Below are 14,797 nucleotides of genomic sequence, written 5' to 3'. Positions count from 1 at the left end.
GCCTACCGACGACACCATGCGAGGTCAGGAACGGGTGTCGGCGACGCCCGCCGGGCCGGCGTCCGTGACCGACTCGTAGGCCTGGAAGCCCGACGGCGCGGGCTCGGTGCGCGGAGCGTCCGCCTGACCCGAGAGCGGGGCGTCGGACGGGGTGAGGTCGGGCGCGGCGAGATCCGCGACCGTCGGTCGCGTCGCGGCCGGGGTGCGCTGGGCGGTGGTCCGTTCCACGGTCGCCGTACGCGCGGACGCAGACGTGGACGGGCGCTCCGTCGCAGAGCTGGGACGGGACCGCTGGGGGCGCGACCGGCTCGTCGGCGACTTGCTCGTCTGCCCGGCGCCGGTCTGGGCCGCGCTGCTCTTGGCTCGACGATGTGTCGTCGCGCGCTCGGTCGGCTCCCCGGTCTTCGCGCGAGCGGCCTTGTCGCGGCTTGCCCGGCTCGTCGACGCGCTCCGGGTGCCGGTGGGCTTTGTGCGGCCACCGGAGTTCTGGTCCTCCTCGCCGCGGGTCAGGAACCACCGCACGAGAACCAGCGCCAGCGTGACCAGGAAAACCGTCAGCATCCAGGGGAAATCGGCGGCGATCGGCAGCAGCACCTTGAAGATCAGGCTCTTCAGGCCGGACGACGCCTGCTCGGAGTTGAGTCCGTACAGCGTGACGATGCCGACGAAGAACGCGATCAGCGGGGGCTGCGCGGCGGCGGTGAACAATGCGCGGCGACGGACTGCGAGGGCGGCGACGACGCAGCCGACGAGATAGCAGAACTTGTAGATCCCGCCGAGCGAGTCATTGCTGCCGGCATCGATCGCCGCTCCGAGGGCCGTGATCCCGGTTGCCAGGAGAACGGCACCCCACCACGGCACACCGCGGACCGCGGGCATCACGGACTGCTGGTCCAGTGGTACCGCGGTCTGTAGACGTTGCGGGGAAGGCACATGGTCACGGTACCGGTTCATCGGCGGAAATCGCTCCACCCCCGGACCGTGGCGTGGAGGCGGCCGCCGATGTAGTCGCAGGTGCCGCCACAGATCCCGCCGACCGGCAAGTGTCGTGGATCACCCGGGGCCGTGGGGGTTCGCTCACCTCGCCCAACGCGTCGAGTTCGGCCAGGCGGCGCGCGGTGACACCCAAACGGCTCTCGACCGACCCGATCGTCGAGTTGTAGGCATCGACGGTGCGCTGCAGTGATGTGCCGAGTGTCCCGAGATGACCGAGGACACCGGCGAGACGCTGGTGGAGTTCCATGCCGAGTGCGTGGATGACCGCGGCGTCGCGGGCCATCGCGTCGTGACGCCAGCCGAGGGCCACGGTCCGCAGCAGCGCGATGAGGGTCGTCGGGGTGGCGATCACCACATTGCGGGCGAAGCCGTACTCGAGCACGTCGGGGTCGGTGCGCACGGCGGCCTCGAGGACCGCGTCGGCCGGCAGGAACAGCACCACCATCTCCGGCGTGTTCTCGAAGGCCGTCCAGTAGGCCTTCGCGGAGAGTCGCGCGATGTGTCCGCGCAGTGCCCGGGCGTGTTCGCCGATGAGGCGATCACGGGCAGCGGCGTCGGTGGACTCCGCGGCACGCAGGTAGGCGTCGAGCGGGACCTTGGCGTCGACGACGATGTCCCGTCCGCCCGCGAGGTGGACAACCAGGTCGGGCCGGACCGTCGCGCCGTCCTTCGTCTTGTCCGGCAGCGACACCTGAGTACTGAAATCGCAGTGTTTGGTCATCCCGGCGAGCTCGACGACGCGTTCGAGCTGCACCTCGCCCCAGCGGCCGCGCGAATGGGAGCTGTGCAGGGCGTTCGCGAGCTGCCGGGTCTGGTCGTTGAGCGCAACGGACGCCGCGTGGATGCCGCGGACCTGCTCGGTGAGCCCCGCATAGGCGCCGATCCGATTGGACTCCACCCGGCGCAGTTCGTCGGAGAGCTGGGCGAGCGTGGCGCGCAGCGGCTCCACGATGTGCTGTACCTGGCCACCGATGGCGGTGGACTGGCGTCGTGCCGCATCCTCGGTGGCCCACGACAACGACGACGCCACCTCACTGCGGCCCTCGCGCAGCATCTCGACCTCGGCGCGGGCAGCGGCGACCACCCCGGCGCTGCGCGCGGCATGCGCCCACCACCCCAGCGCGATGCCGAGCAGGACGCCGAACACGAGTGACAGGGCTGCTGCGATCATGCCCCGATGGTGTCGGATGCCCCCGACAAAACCGTCCGGGCTCCCGTCGCGCCGGTTCACTCCTCGGCGGGAGCCTCGAAGTCGAGCAGCCACTTCTTGGTCTCGAGTCCGTAGCGGAAGCCGCCCAGCGATCCGTCGCTGCGCTTCACGCGGTGACACGGCACGAAGAGCGCCGCCGCGTTGCGTGCGCAGGCGGTCGCCGCGGCCCGGACGGCTGCCGGTTCCCCGGCGCGCTCGGCGAACTCGGTGTAGGTGACCGGCCGGCCGGGATCGACGAGACGCAGAGCGTCCCAGGCCTTGTTCAGGAAGGTGCCGCCGGAGAGCTGGACCACCTCGACCCGGGCCGGTGCATCGACCTCGCCCGCGTAGTACGCCGCCACCGCGTCGGTGAGTCTCCCGAGCGCTTCGGAACGCTGCAGGGATTCCGGGCGCAACGATCGGTGGATGAGCGCGGAGAGGTAGGCGGGGTCTTCGGTCCACCCGGAGGCGAGGACGCGCTCGACGTCGTCGGCGATCACGGTGAACGGACCGTTGGGTGTGTCCAGGGTGGCGTAACCACCGGTGCCGGCGGCGGTGGTGGTGGTGGTGTCGATCGTGCCGTCGGAGACGGCGGGGGACGGTGCGGACATGTCGCTCCTGTCGGGTCGGGGTTCGGGTCGAATCGGTGTGAGGTGAGCCGTCATCGGATCAGGCGTCATCTGGGGTCCGCTCGTCATACGTCTTCGCCGGCGCCGGCGAGGCGGTGTCGCCACAGGTGCATCGTCGCGTACGAGCGCCACGGTGCCCAGTGATGTGTGTCGCGCAGGTCCAGTCCCAGGTCGGCGGCGGCCTTGGCGACGACCAGGTCGTTCGCGAGCAGGACGTCGGGATCGCCGGTCACGCGCATGGTGACGATGTCGGCGGTCCAGGGGCCGATGCCGGGCAACTCGATCAGTTGCGCACGTAGATCAGACGCATCGACCCCCACATGCGGTTCCACCCGGCCGTCGGCGATGGCCTCGGCGACCCCGATGACGGCGTCGATCCGACGACGCGGTCCGCGCAGGACATCTCGTCCACCGGCGGCGATGGCGGCCGCGGTCGGAAATGCCTTCGGGACGTGGTCGCGGTCGGTGGGGTCCGAGTCGTGCAGCGGTTCGCCGAGCGCATCGACGAGCCGGTCGATCTGATGCCGGGCGGCCGCGAGACTGACCTGCTGGCCGAGCATGGTGCGGAAGATCGTCTCGTCGGCGTCGAGAGTGCCGGGCACGCGCAATCCGGGTGCGGTGCCGATGAGGGTGCGCAGCGTCGGGTCGTCGGCGAGGGTCTCCTCGGCGGCGGTGATGTCGGCGTCGAGGTCGAGGAGCCGGCGCAGCCGGTTGACCGCGGCGCCGAGGTCGCGCATGTCCAGATGGGAGAGGGCGACGCCGACGTTGTCGTCGTGGGGTTCGATCTCGACGACCGCGGGTCCGTGTGGAAGGGCGATGACGCGCCGGAACCGCCAGCCCAGTGGCGCGTCGGGATCGTCGATGATCGTCTCGACCCCCGCCGCCGCGTGCGCCGACAGGAACCATCGCATCCACTGCCAGCGGTAGGGCGCGCGGAACGGCAGGCGCAGGGTGACACTGCCCGGGGCCGACGGCTCGTCGGCGGGCGGTCGGGAGCGGCGGCTGCGGAGTCTTCTGAGCTCGGTCGGGGTGAGCCCGAAGACTGCGCGGATGGTGTCGTTGAACTGCCGGATGCTGGAGAAGCCGGCGGCGAAGGCGACGTCGGACATCGGCAACGAGGTGCACTGGATGAGCACCCGGGCGTTGGTCGCGCGGTGTGCGCGGGCGAGGGCGAGCGGACCGGCACCCAGGTGGTCGGTGAGGACGCGGTTGAGATGCCTGGGTGAATACTTCAGCCGTGCGGCGAGGCCGGCGACACCCTCTCGTTCCACGACCCCGTCGGCGATGAGGCGCATCGCGCGGGCCGACATGTCGGCGCTGACGTTCCACAGCGGTGATCCGGGGACGGCGTCGGGTGCGCATCGCCGGCAGGCCCGGTAGCCCTGCTGCTGGGCCGCGGCCGCGGTCAGCACGAACGCGACATTCTGTGGCCGCGGGGTCTGTGCGGGGCAGGACGGCCGGCAGTAGATCCCGGTGGTCCGGACGGTGACGAAGAACTGGCCGTCGAAGCGTGCATCCCGTGCCTTGACGGCGCGGTAGCAGCGATCGAAGTCCGGAGCCGAGCCCGGGACGGCCGGTTCGACGGATGCGGTGGTCACCCGTCCACTCTGACATCCTCGGTCGAACGGTTCTGGCGGAAATCGGACGTGACGTCTCCACTGGAATGTGTGACCTGGGTAACAATCCTGTGGCACGATATGCGCCATGTCCACACGGTTCGATGGCCGACGCGGAAGCCGGCACGACGACCCTCCTCTCGCCGGACTGCCCGGATGGGGCCTGGAGATGATGATGGGCCTCTACGGCCCGGAGACGATCAGACGTGCGCTCGAGGAAGAAGCCGAGCGGGGCGTCGAGCCCGTCTCCTGGGATCGCGAACGGGCCGACGAGTCACCGCACCGGCCGCTCGACGCGTCCGATGTCGAGATGTGCGGCCGCGACGACATCCCGCAGGTCTTCAACCAGGTCGACGCCGAACTCGAGGCGGTCAATTCGCTGATCCGCTTCATCGGGCGCAAACTGCGCCGACGCTGACCGGGTGGTGACGCCGGCGCGGCGTCACGTATGTGCCATCCGTCGCGTCGACGTCGCAATGTGATCGCGGTGTGTGAGGATCCACGGGTGACTGACAGCTCGGATGATCAGCGTCCAGACGGCGATGCCGGAACCGACAAGACCGATTCCATCCCGGTGGGTGCCGACGCCGTCCTCGGCGGTGACGCCGTTCTGGGCGGCGTCGAGGACAAGGCGTACCCCACTCGCGCCCAGGTGATGATGGCCGGCCTGCGGTCGTGCGCCACCGTGGGTCTGCAGATCGTGCTGGTGGCCGCGGCTCTCTGGGTTCTGTTCTGGCTGCTCGGCAAGTTCTGGGTGATCCTGCTGCCCGTGCTGTTCGGTGTCATCATCTGCACCATCTTGTGGCCGCCGGTCCGGTGGATGCGCAATCACGGTGTTCCCGCCGCAGCGGCGTCGCTGGTGATGATGCTGGTCGGACTCGGTGTGCTCGGCGGGGTCGTCGGTCTGATCGTGCCGTCGATCGTCGATCAGGCCCCCGAACTCGCGCATCGCGCCACCGACGGCGTTCGCAAACTCCAGGACTGGGTGCAGGGACCGCCGCTCAACATCGAGGACGACCAGCTCGACAACATGGTCGACGCCATCACCAGCAAGCTGCAGTCGAGCGCGACGACCATCGCATCCGGTGTCTTCTCCGGGGTGGGCACCGCGACGTCGCTGCTGGTCACCCTCTTCACGACCTTCGTGTTGGTGTTCTTCTTCCTGAAGGACGGACCGAAGTTCGTGCCGTGGCTCGACCGTTCGGTCGGCAAGCCCTCGGGCACCCACGTCGGTGAGGTGCTGACCCGGATGTGGAACAGCCTCGGCGGCTTCATCCGGACGCAGGCGATCGTCAGCTTCGTCGACGCCGCGCTCATCGGCATCGGCCTGTTCGTCCTCGGGGTGCCGCTGGCCGGCGTGCTCGTGGTGGTCACCTTCCTCGGCGGCTTCATCCCGATCGTCGGTGCCTTCGTGGCCGGTGCCCTCGCGGTGCTCATCGCCCTGGTGTCGAACGGGCTGACCACCGCGCTGATCCTGCTCGGCGTCATCCTGGCGGTGCAGCAGCTCGAGGGCAATGTGCTGCAGCCGTGGTTGCAGGCGAAGTCGATGGATCTGCACGCCGTGATCGTGCTGCTCTCGGTCACCTTGGGCGGCACCCTGTTCGGCATCACCGGTGCCTTCCTCGCGGTGCCTGCGGTCGCCTCGCTCGCGGTGGTGCTGCGTTACCTGAACGAGCAGATCGCCGAACGTGCCGGGGAGTCGCTGGCACCGGAAGGCGCGCCCGTCACCAAGCAGAAGGGCGTGCCCGACGAGGAGCCGCCCAAGGATCCGCCGAACCCGGTGAAGGGATTGCTCGACCGGGACTGACCGCCGGGGCCAGCCACTAGTCCGACGCAGCGTCGGGCGTCGTGACCGGTGCCGATAGACTGGGCGCCCGTGAGTCTCACCCTGGGAATCGTCGGCCTGCCCAACGTCGGTAAGTCGACCCTGTTCAACGCCCTGACCCGTAACGATGTACTGGCGGCCAACTACCCGTTCGCCACCATCGAGCCCAACGTGGGCGTCGTCGAGTTGCCCGACGCGCGTCTGAAGCGCCTCGCGGAGATCTTCGGCAGCGAGCGCATCCTGCCCGCCGTGGTGTCGTTCGTCGACATCGCCGGCATCGTCAAGGGCGCCTCCGAGGGTGAGGGCATGGGTAACCAGTTCCTCGCCAACATCCGTGAGGCCGACGCCATCTGCCAGGTCGTCCGGGTCTTCGACGACGGCGACGTCGTGCACGTCGACGGCCGCGTCGACCCGTTCGCCGACATCGAGGTCATCGAGACCGAGCTGATCCTCGCCGACATGCAGACCCTCGAGAAGGCGATCCCGCGCCTGGAGAAGGACTCGCGCAAGAACAAGGACCTCGTCGAGACCCTCGAGGCGGCCAAGAAGGCCCAGGAGATCCTGGACAGCGGCAAAACGCTGTTCTCGCAGAAGGATTCGTTCGACCTGTCGTCGGTGCGCGAACTGCACCTGATGACCGCGAAGCCGTTCCTCTACGTGTTCAACTCCGACGAGGGCGTCCTCACCGACGATGCGAAGAAGGCCGAGCTGCGCGCCGCCATCGCGCCCGCCGACGCGGTGTTCCTCGACGCGAAGGTCGAGAGCGAGCTCCTCGAACTCGACGAGGAGGACGCCCAGGAACTCCTCGACTCCATCGGTCAGGACGAGCCCGGCCTGACGTCGCTGGCGCGCGCCGGATTCCACACCCTCGGTCTGCAGACCTACCTCACCGCAGGTCCCAAGGAGTCGCGCGCCTGGACGATCCGCCAGGGTGACACCGCACCCAAGGCGGCCGGCGTCATCCACACCGACTTCGAGAAGGGCTTCATCAAGGCGGAGATCGTGTCCTTCGCCGACCTCGACGAAGCCGGATCGATGGCCGCGGCCAAGGCCGCCGGAAAGGTCCGCATGGAGGGCAAGGACTACATCATGCAAGACGGTGATGTGGTCGAGTTCCGCTTCAACGTCTGACCGGTTGCCGCCCTGCCCGGAGTGCTCGCAGGAATTCACCTACGGGCAGGGCGCGCTGCTGGTGTGTCCGATGTGCGGACACGAGTGGTCGGCCGATGAGGCCGCGGCGGCTGCCGCCGACGCGGTGGTCAAGGATTCGGTCGGCAACGTCCTCACCGACGGCGACACCGTGACCATCGTCAAGACCGTCAAGGTCAAGGGCGGTGGCGACGGCGTCATCAAGATCGGCACCAAGGTGCGCAACATCCGGTTGATCTCCGACGGCGTGGGCGACCACGACATCGACGCGAAAGTCCCCGATTTCGGTCCGATGCAACTGAAGTCGAGCGTGGTGAAGAAGGTTCTCTGAGCCTGTCAGTCCGCGACCGAGCGGGCCGAACCGCGGCGAGTTCTCGTTGCGGTTTGTCTCGGTTCGCGGGACAAAACGCAACAGCTGCCCGCCGTCAGGGGGCGACGGGGTAGTGGCTCCGAATCGCGACGCGGTTCCAGGCATTCATCACGACCGCGAGCCAGCTGACCGCGGAGATCTGTTCGTCGTTCAGCGAGCCGTTGTTCCAGTCCTCGCGCGGGTGCACCGACAAGCGGGTGACCTGCTCGGCGAGGCCGAGGGCAGCCTGCTCCTGATCGGTGAAGTACTGCGATTCCCACCAGGCGGCGATGACGGCGAGACGGTCGGCGGTCTCGCGCATGGCGACGGCGTCGCGGGTGTGCATCCGCAAGCAGAACGCGCAGCCGTTCAGTTGCGACACACGGATTTTCACCAGCTCGCCGAGTAGGGGATCGAGGCCGGCCTGTTTGACCGCTTCGTCGGCTTCGCCGTTCAACGCGATCAGGCTCTTGTAGGCAGACGGGTGCTGTTTGCTGAGATTGACCATGTTCTTCGACGCTACTCCCGGGAGATTCCCCGATCTATAGCTCGAACCCGCGCTGAACGCGGGTTGGAGCTATGAAGCGGAGGGTGGGGTTACCGTGGCGTGCATGGCCATCAAACTCGAGAACGTCGGAATCGCCGTCCGGGACATCGAGGCGGCGATCGCATTCTTCACCGACCTCGGCCTCACCGTCGTCGGTCGTGACGAGGTCAGCGGCGAATGGGCCTCCACCGCAGTCGGTCTCGATGGCAACCATGCCAAGGTGGCGATGCTGCAGACGCCCGGCGGGCAGGGGCAACTCGAGCTGTTCGAGTACATCCACCCCGATGCCATCGAGACCACTCCGACGCTGCCGAACGAGATCGGCATGCACCGCGTGGCCTTCTCGGTCGACGACATCGACGCCGCGCTCGAGATCGCCGCGCGGCATGGATGCCACCCGCTCCGCGGCGTCGCAAACTACGAGAACATCTACAAGCTGACCTATGTGCGCGGTCCCAGCGGCATCATCGTGATGCTCGCGCAGGACCTCAGAACGAGCTGACGGCCGGGCCATTCGTGATCGATAGCTCGAAGCCGCGCTGAGCGCGGGTTGGAGCTATATGACGAGGTCACGCAGCGGCCAGCTCGGCAAGCCTCCCGAGGTCCTCGCCGAGCGCAGCCCGCCGATCGCGGTGACGCGCCTGCCTGCCCTGTTTTCAATACAAGGGGTGTCAGATGAAATAGTCGAGGCGGCTCGTCAGCTGGTCAGGGGATCTGGCCGAAGGGATTGATGCCGAAGGGGAGCGGAGATCCGCCCGATCCGTCGGATTCGGGAACCGTCGTCTGCTGCTTGTCGACGACGCTGCCGAGTTCGACCTTCACGGTGCGCGCATCGGACCCCGAGCCGATGGTGACCGGTACGGTCTCGCCCGGTGCGTGCGTGAGCACCTGGGCCATCAGGTCGGCATAATTGGCGACGGGGGCGTCGCCGATCTTCGTGATCACGTCGCCCCGGGAGATGCCGGCTTTCGCGGCGGGCCCGCCGCTCTCCACCGATGAGACGGTCGCGCCGTCCCCGGCGCTCGCCGACGACAACGAACCCGACACGCCCAGAACGGGTTTGGTCGCCTCGCCGTTCTGCAGCAATTGGTTCGCGATGCGCTTCGCGGTGTTGATCGGGATGGCGAAACCGAGTCCGAAGGACTGGGGTCCCCCGCTCGATGCCTGCCCGGTGTCGACGGCGGAGTTCACCGCGACCACCTGCCCTTGCAGATTCACCAGCGGCCCGCCGGAGTTGCCCGGGTTGATCGGGGTGTCGGTCTGCAGGCCGTTGTACACCGTCACCGCGGAACCGCTTTCATCGCCGGCGGTCACCGTGCGCGACAGTGCACTGATGATTCCCGAGGTCACCGTGTTGGTCAGGGCGTCGGGGCTGCCGACGGCCACCACCTGCTCGCCGACCTGCAGGGAGTCCGAGTCGCCGAGCGTCGCGGGTGTCAGTCCCGACGCGCCGTCGAGCTTGATCACGGCGAGGTCATACGACGGGGAGGTGCCGGTGACCTCGGCGGAGTGCTGTTTGCCGTCACTCGTGGTGACGGTGATCTTGCTGCCCGTGCCGGCCCCGGCCACCACGTGGTGGTTGGTCAGGACGTATCCGTCCTCCGAGAGCACGATCCCGCTGCCCACCGCGGTTCCGTTGGCCATCTGCACCTTGATGTCGGCCGCCGACTTCGATGCGACCTGCGCGGCATAGGTCACCGAACCGGGCTTGACGTCGGCTGCGGTCACGGTGTTCGCCGGCTGGGAGTTCAGGACCGGCGCAGTCGGGCTGCCGTGTTGGTCGAGCAGGGCGCTGCCACCGACACCGATCGCGCCGCCGAGCAGGCCCGCGAGCAGCGCGGTCACCACGATCGGCTTCGTCACGCCGCCGGCACGTGGACGTGGGTTCGGGGCGTGCGGTGAGGTGATGGGACCGCCATCCCACTGGTTGTAGAGCGGGGCGGTGGGCTGCGGGGGCGCCGGGTATTCGGGGGCCGGAGAGTTGTCGCCGGGGGACTGAGGTGCGTTCACGTCACCACGGTGCCGCGGTTGTATGTGAGTAGGTCACCAATAAGCTGCGGATTTCCTGTCAACCGTGAGATCGGATCTCAGGCGTTTCTCGACAAGGCGTCGCCGGTGTCAGGAGGCCCGTTGCTATTCGACTGTGATCGGTCCGATCTTCGACGCCGGGCCGTTCCCCCAGAGGAGCTCGGAGCGACGCCGGTAGCCGCGCTTGAAGCCGTGAACGAGAAGAAATCTCGGTATCGGTGGTACCAGGCCGTACATGTAGTCGCGGGTCTCGGGGTCGACGCCGTCGACGATGAAATGGGCCTCTCGACCGAGTTCGGTGAACCCTTTCGGTTTGATGAAGTACTCGTTCTCGACCTCGAGGTACTTGGGGGTGCTGATGGTGGCCGCGACGACCGGCATCGTCTCGAGTTCCTCACGCTCGAGGTGCGGCAGCAGGACTCCGGTGAGGCGATTCAGCGCGTCGAGCAGGAGATCGCGTGCGTCGGGATCGGCGCGGTAGGCCGCCGCGGCGTCGTTCATCGCGTCGATCGCCGGGCCGATCCGCCGGTGGTCGGCCGCCATCTGGTCGATCAGCCCGGCGGTCTCGGGGCTTCTCGCACGGATCAACGGCCAGAGCCCGGTGTCCTCGGCGGTGTGATGCTCGTGCAGGAACTCCATCATCCAGGTCACATGGTCGGCGAGTGCGCGGCGTCGTGCATCGTCGGGATAAGGCGGCGACTCGAGTACGACGCGGGTTCGTTCCAGATCACGACGCAATGCACTGTGTACGACGCCCATGCTGCGTGTGTTGGCGGGTTCGTGCGTCGCGGGTTGCTGTGGGGTGGTGGACATGTCGTGACCTCTCATCTGAGGGTGCGGGTCCGGATCCGGCTGTCCGGACGACGCCGCATCGGCTCGCGACGACGGGTGCGTATACGCGGCGCCCAGGAAGTGAGAAGCTTTGTGCCGGAAACGAACTTGATATTCGGGTGAACAGTTGCGGCGAGGACCCGTGCGGTGATGTCGTCCGCGTGGTCCCGCCGGTCGGGCGAATCGAAACGTCGCATGTTGTACCGTCACCAAAGGTTGAGCCGACCGACTCGTTATCGAGTATGCGACTGTTCGGGTGACGGACACAAGGGTCGTTCGCAGAAGTCGGTCGCCGGCACCGACCGACCCGACCATCCCTGCCGGGAACTATCGGGTTCGGTGCGTGCGCAGGGGCCATGATCGTGGACGAAAGGAGGGCCATGATCGGCACACTCAACGACCTGGTCGACCTCGTCGACCGGCACACCGATGAGCCCATCGACCTCGCGGGCTTCGCCCGGTCCCACGGGACGACCGAGTATCACCTGCGCCGGATGTTCGCCGCGCTGGCCGGGCTGCCGTTCTCGGAGTACGTGCGTCGTCGTCGAATGACGCTCGCCGCAACGGATCTCGTGAGTGGAGGCACCGGTCTGCTGGACATCGCGGTGCGCTACGGCTATTCGTCGGTCGAGGCCTTCGGCCGGGCGTTCCGGTCGGTGCACGGGGCATCGCCGTCGGACGTGCGGACTCATGGCGGCCCTTTCACAACACAAGCCGTGCTCAGGTTCCGCCTGACCGTCGAAGGGAGCCGTCCCATGGACGTCACGATCACCGACCGACCCGCGTTCGTACTCGCCGGCCATGCAGCGCAGGTGCCGCTCATGTACGAGGGCATCAATCCGCATATCCGGCAACACATCGCGTCGATCGCGCCGCAGGAACACACACGCCTCAAGTCGCTCAACGACGCCGAACCCGAGGGCATCCTGGCGATCACGGACGGAAGCGAACCCGATGCGCCGGAGGGCACCCCGATCACCTACCTGCACGGAGTTGCGCTGCAGGAGGATTCGGCGACGCCGGAGGATCTGTCGAGTATCTCCGTGGCCGCCGGCGCATGGGCCACGTTCCGCTCGACCGGGCCCTTCCCCCAGACGCTGCAGGACACATGGGCTGCGACCGCGACCGAATGGTTCCCGTCGAATCCGTGGCGTCTGCGACCCGGGCCCACGTTCGTGCGCTACCTGGAGCTGACCGAGTCGCACGCCGACGCGGAGATCTGGATGCCGGTCGAGCGCGCGTGAGTCCGCGCGATCCATGGCTTCACACCGCGCTCACCGCGGTTTGGGGCTACGAACCTGGGCGGGTGTCGGCATCGACCAGTTCGGCCAGCGGGGCAGGCGTCGGTTCTCCGGAGTCTCGGACGTCGGGCACCGTCGAACGGGCAGGCTCCGGCACCGCGGACTTTCGCGGGTTGGTGAACAGCGACGCGACGGCGCCGATCACGCAGCACACGATGGCGAAGGTGAACGCCGCCGACAGGCCGTCCGCGAACGGCGAACTGATCAGGTGCGGGAAGAAGTCGAGGCCGGTGAGGGTCTCGCGACTGGCGTCGGGGATGCCGTTCAGCTGGTCGCCGAGAAGCATCTCGATCGGGTTGTATCCCAGGAACGCGGCGAACAGCACGGCGACCGCAGGCAGCTGCGCGATCTGTGCGGCGTCGGCGTCCGGAACCCCGTTCGCGACGAGGCCGGACTGCATCGTGTCGGGCAGGTGGGTGGCCAGACCGCTGATCATCAGGCTGAAGAACAGGCCGATCGACAGCACCATGGCGGCGTTCTGGAAGGTCGTCATCATGCCCGACCCGGACCCGCGGGCGTCGACGGGCAGACTGTTCATCACCTCGGCGCGGTTGGGCGAGGAGAACAGACCCATGCCGATCCCGTTGAGCAGCAGGATGATCGCGAAGGCGGGGTAGGAGAAGTCGACCGGCAGCGCGACGAGCGCTGCGAACGTACCGGCGGTGATGACCATGCCGGTCGTGGTGAACCACTTGGTACCCATCCGGTCGGAGAGGGCGCCGAAGATCGGTGCGATGAGCAGGAATCCGACGGTCATCGGCACCATGTAGATCGCCGCCCACAGCGGGGTCTTCTCGAAGGTGTAACCGTGCTGGGGCAACCAGATGCCCTGCAACCAGATGATCAGGATGAACTGCAGGCCACCGCGTCCGATCGACGCCATCAGGTTGGCGATGTTGCCGAAGGTGAACGAGCGGTTGGCGAACAGATGCAGATTGAACAGGGGCTCGGCGACCCTGGTCTCGATCACCACGAACGCTGCGAGCACCAGCGTGCCGCCGATGAGAGAGCTCAGCACCATCGGCGAGGTCCAGCCCATCGCGCTGTCGCCGTAGGGCTGTATGCCGTAGGTGATCCCGACGAGTACCGCGACGAGTCCGACCGCGAAGGTCACGTTGCCCCACCAGTCCATCGCGGCATGCTTGCGCACGCCGGTGTCCTCGAGCTTCAGATACGCCCAGATGGTGCCCAGCACTCCGAAGGGCACCGAGACCAGAAAGATCAAGTGCCAGTTGATCGGTGCGAGGACGCCGCCGACGAGCAGACCGAGGAACGACCCGGAGATCGCTGCGACACCATTGATGCCCAACGCCAATCCGCGCTGTTCGGTGGGGAAGGCATCGGTGAGGATCGCCGACGAATTGGCCATCAGGAACGCGCCGCCGATCCCCTGGATGACGCGCCAGAAGATCAGCCAGATCGCGGCCGACGAACCGTCGAACCAGGTGACCGCCAGGAAGATCGACGAGATGGTGAAGATCAGGAAGCCCAGGTTGTACATGCGGGCCCGGCCGAACATGTCACCCAACCGCCCGAAGCTGACGACGAGCACGGCGGTCACCACGAGGAAGCCCATCATCATCCACAGCAGGTAGCTGGTGTTCTGTGGCTCCAGCGGGTTCAGGTGGATGCCGCGAAAGATGTCGGGCAAGGCGATCAGCACGATCGACGAGTTGATCGTGGCGATCAGCATGCCGAGTGTGGTGTTGGACAACGCGATCCACTTGTAGTGCGGACCGTGGTCGTCGGCGGTCGCAGCCGGGCTGGTGAGTGACGTCGTCATGCTGCTCCTGGAAACGGTAGGGGCCGCTGGGCGCGGCGAACGCGAGGAAGTGCTGAGGTGTCAGTCCGTCGGTTCGGCGGCGGGCGGGCCGGATGCGGACAGCGCGTCGGCCAGCGCGGCAATAGTCGGGGCCAGATGTTCACGCGCCGACGGATCGAGAGTCGCGACCGCGTCGGCGAGGAGGCGGGATTTCGCCGAGCGCGCGTGGTTGATCACCGCGACGCCGGTCGCGGTCGCCTGGAGAAGGCGTGCACGACCGTCGTCGGGATCGACGGTCCGCTCGACGAGGCCGCGCTGTTCGAGATTGGCGGCCACCCGGGACGCGGTGGGCATGCCGATCGACTCGATGTCGGCGAGGGCTGACAGGCGTAGGGGACCGTGGTTGATGACGGTCCAGAGCGCGGAGCTGAGGCCGGCCGTCAGGTCGTCGCTGTTGCCCGCGGTCCGGAGCGTGCGGAACACCCGAACGAGGTCGCGGTAGAGCGCGGCGATCTCGCTGGTGTCCTCGGCCGGTTCTGTGGTCGTGGCGTCGAGCGAAGTCATCTGGGCCTCCT

The 14,797-nt window shown here is 67.6% G+C and carries 15 protein-coding genes; 6 read left to right on the top strand and 9 right to left on the bottom strand.

Annotated features, from left to right (window positions below; genetic code table 11):
* Positions 1 to 24: 24 nt before the first annotated feature.
* The 4 genes from BLU62_RS12220 to BLU62_RS12205 form a co-directional block, all read right to left on the bottom strand.
* Positions 25 to 933, bottom strand: a complete 909-nt coding sequence (locus BLU62_RS12220) for a DUF6542 domain-containing protein (protein WP_208863630.1) — start codon at positions 931 to 933, stop codon at positions 25 to 27.
* A 4-nt stretch (positions 934 to 937) separates the two neighbouring features.
* Positions 938 to 2,167, bottom strand: coding sequence for a DNA recombination protein RmuC (locus BLU62_RS12215; protein WP_074849854.1), 1,230 nt, complete (start codon positions 2,165 to 2,167; stop codon positions 938 to 940).
* Between the two features lie 56 nt (positions 2,168 to 2,223).
* A complete protein-coding gene (locus tag BLU62_RS12210) occupies positions 2,224 to 2,796 on the bottom strand; it encodes a methylated-DNA--[protein]-cysteine S-methyltransferase (RefSeq protein WP_084811784.1) in 573 nt (190 codons plus the stop codon).
* Between the two features lie 83 nt (positions 2,797 to 2,879).
* Positions 2,880 to 4,412 (bottom strand): DNA-3-methyladenine glycosylase 2 family protein, encoded by a 1,533-nt coding sequence (locus BLU62_RS12205; RefSeq protein ID WP_084811783.1) that lies wholly within the window; start codon positions 4,410 to 4,412, stop codon positions 2,880 to 2,882.
* Positions 4,413 to 4,518: 106 nt separating this feature from the next.
* Here BLU62_RS12205 and BLU62_RS12200 point away from each other — a divergent pair, with 106 nt between their 5' ends.
* The 4 genes from BLU62_RS12200 (at position 4,519) to BLU62_RS12185 (ending at position 7,735) form a co-directional block, all read left to right on the top strand.
* Positions 4,519 to 4,848 (top strand): hypothetical protein, encoded by a 330-nt coding sequence (locus BLU62_RS12200; protein ID WP_244278148.1) that lies wholly within the window; start codon positions 4,519 to 4,521, stop codon positions 4,846 to 4,848.
* 87 nt (positions 4,849 to 4,935) lie between these two features.
* Positions 4,936 to 6,237 carry an AI-2E family transporter gene (locus BLU62_RS12195; protein ID WP_074852863.1) on the top strand — a complete coding sequence of 434 codons (1,302 nt, stop codon included), beginning with the start codon at positions 4,936 to 4,938 and terminating at the stop codon, positions 6,235 to 6,237.
* A gap of 69 nt (positions 6,238 to 6,306) precedes the next feature.
* Positions 6,307 to 7,386 (top strand): redox-regulated ATPase YchF, encoded by a 1,080-nt coding sequence (gene ychF, locus BLU62_RS12190; protein ID WP_074849853.1) that lies wholly within the window; start codon positions 6,307 to 6,309, stop codon positions 7,384 to 7,386.
* The gene (locus BLU62_RS12185; protein ID WP_074849852.1) at positions 7,358 to 7,735 is read left to right on the top strand and encodes a zinc ribbon domain-containing protein YjdM; all 378 of its coding nucleotides are present in this window, start codon (positions 7,358 to 7,360) and stop codon (positions 7,733 to 7,735) included. Before ychF ends, BLU62_RS12185 begins: the two co-directional genes overlap by 29 nt.
* 94 nt (positions 7,736 to 7,829) lie before the next feature.
* Here BLU62_RS12185 and BLU62_RS12180 read toward each other — a convergent pair whose 3' ends face one another.
* Entirely contained in the window at positions 7,830 to 8,261 is a 432-nt protein-coding gene (locus tag BLU62_RS12180) for a carboxymuconolactone decarboxylase family protein (protein ID WP_074849851.1), read from the bottom strand.
* 103 nt (positions 8,262 to 8,364) lie between these two features.
* Here BLU62_RS12180 and BLU62_RS12175 point away from each other — a divergent pair, with 103 nt between their 5' ends.
* The gene (locus BLU62_RS12175; protein WP_074849850.1) at positions 8,365 to 8,802 is read left to right on the top strand and encodes a VOC family protein; all 438 of its coding nucleotides are present in this window, start codon (positions 8,365 to 8,367) and stop codon (positions 8,800 to 8,802) included.
* Positions 8,803 to 9,005: 203 nt separating this feature from the next.
* On the opposite strand, the gene BLU62_RS12170 is transcribed toward BLU62_RS12175, so the two are convergent.
* Together BLU62_RS12170 and BLU62_RS12165 are read right to left on the bottom strand one after the other, a co-directional pair.
* On the bottom strand, positions 9,006 to 10,310 hold the full coding sequence (locus BLU62_RS12170) for a S1C family serine protease (protein ID WP_244278146.1): 1,305 nt from the start codon (positions 10,308 to 10,310) through the stop codon (positions 9,006 to 9,008).
* A 123-nt stretch (positions 10,311 to 10,433) separates the two neighbouring features.
* A complete protein-coding gene (locus tag BLU62_RS12165; RefSeq protein ID WP_074849848.1) occupies positions 10,434 to 11,141 on the bottom strand; it encodes a hemerythrin domain-containing protein in 708 nt (235 codons plus the stop codon).
* A gap of 398 nt (positions 11,142 to 11,539) precedes the next feature.
* On the opposite strand from BLU62_RS12165, the gene BLU62_RS12160 reads away from it, so the two are divergent.
* On the top strand, positions 11,540 to 12,403 hold the full coding sequence (locus BLU62_RS12160; protein ID WP_074849847.1) for an AraC family transcriptional regulator: 864 nt from the start codon (positions 11,540 to 11,542) through the stop codon (positions 12,401 to 12,403).
* A gap of 46 nt (positions 12,404 to 12,449) precedes the next feature.
* Here the strand turns inward: BLU62_RS12160 and BLU62_RS12155 are convergent, their stop codons facing one another.
* Together BLU62_RS12155 and BLU62_RS12150 are read right to left on the bottom strand one after the other, a co-directional pair.
* Positions 12,450 to 14,243 carry an MFS transporter gene (locus BLU62_RS12155; protein WP_074849846.1) on the bottom strand — a complete coding sequence of 598 codons (1,794 nt, stop codon included), beginning with the start codon at positions 14,241 to 14,243 and terminating at the stop codon, positions 12,450 to 12,452.
* A gap of 60 nt (positions 14,244 to 14,303) precedes the next feature.
* Positions 14,304 to 14,786 (bottom strand): MarR family winged helix-turn-helix transcriptional regulator, encoded by a 483-nt coding sequence (locus BLU62_RS12150; protein ID WP_074849845.1) that lies wholly within the window; start codon positions 14,784 to 14,786, stop codon positions 14,304 to 14,306.
* Positions 14,787 to 14,797: the final 11 nt, after the last annotated feature.

It is taken from the genome of Gordonia westfalica (assembly GCF_900105725.1).
Taxonomy (GTDB): Bacteria; Actinomycetota; Actinomycetes; order Mycobacteriales; family Mycobacteriaceae; genus Gordonia; species Gordonia westfalica.
Note: the sequence above shows the minus strand (reverse complement) of the source record. Positions and strands in the feature narration are given on the sequence as shown.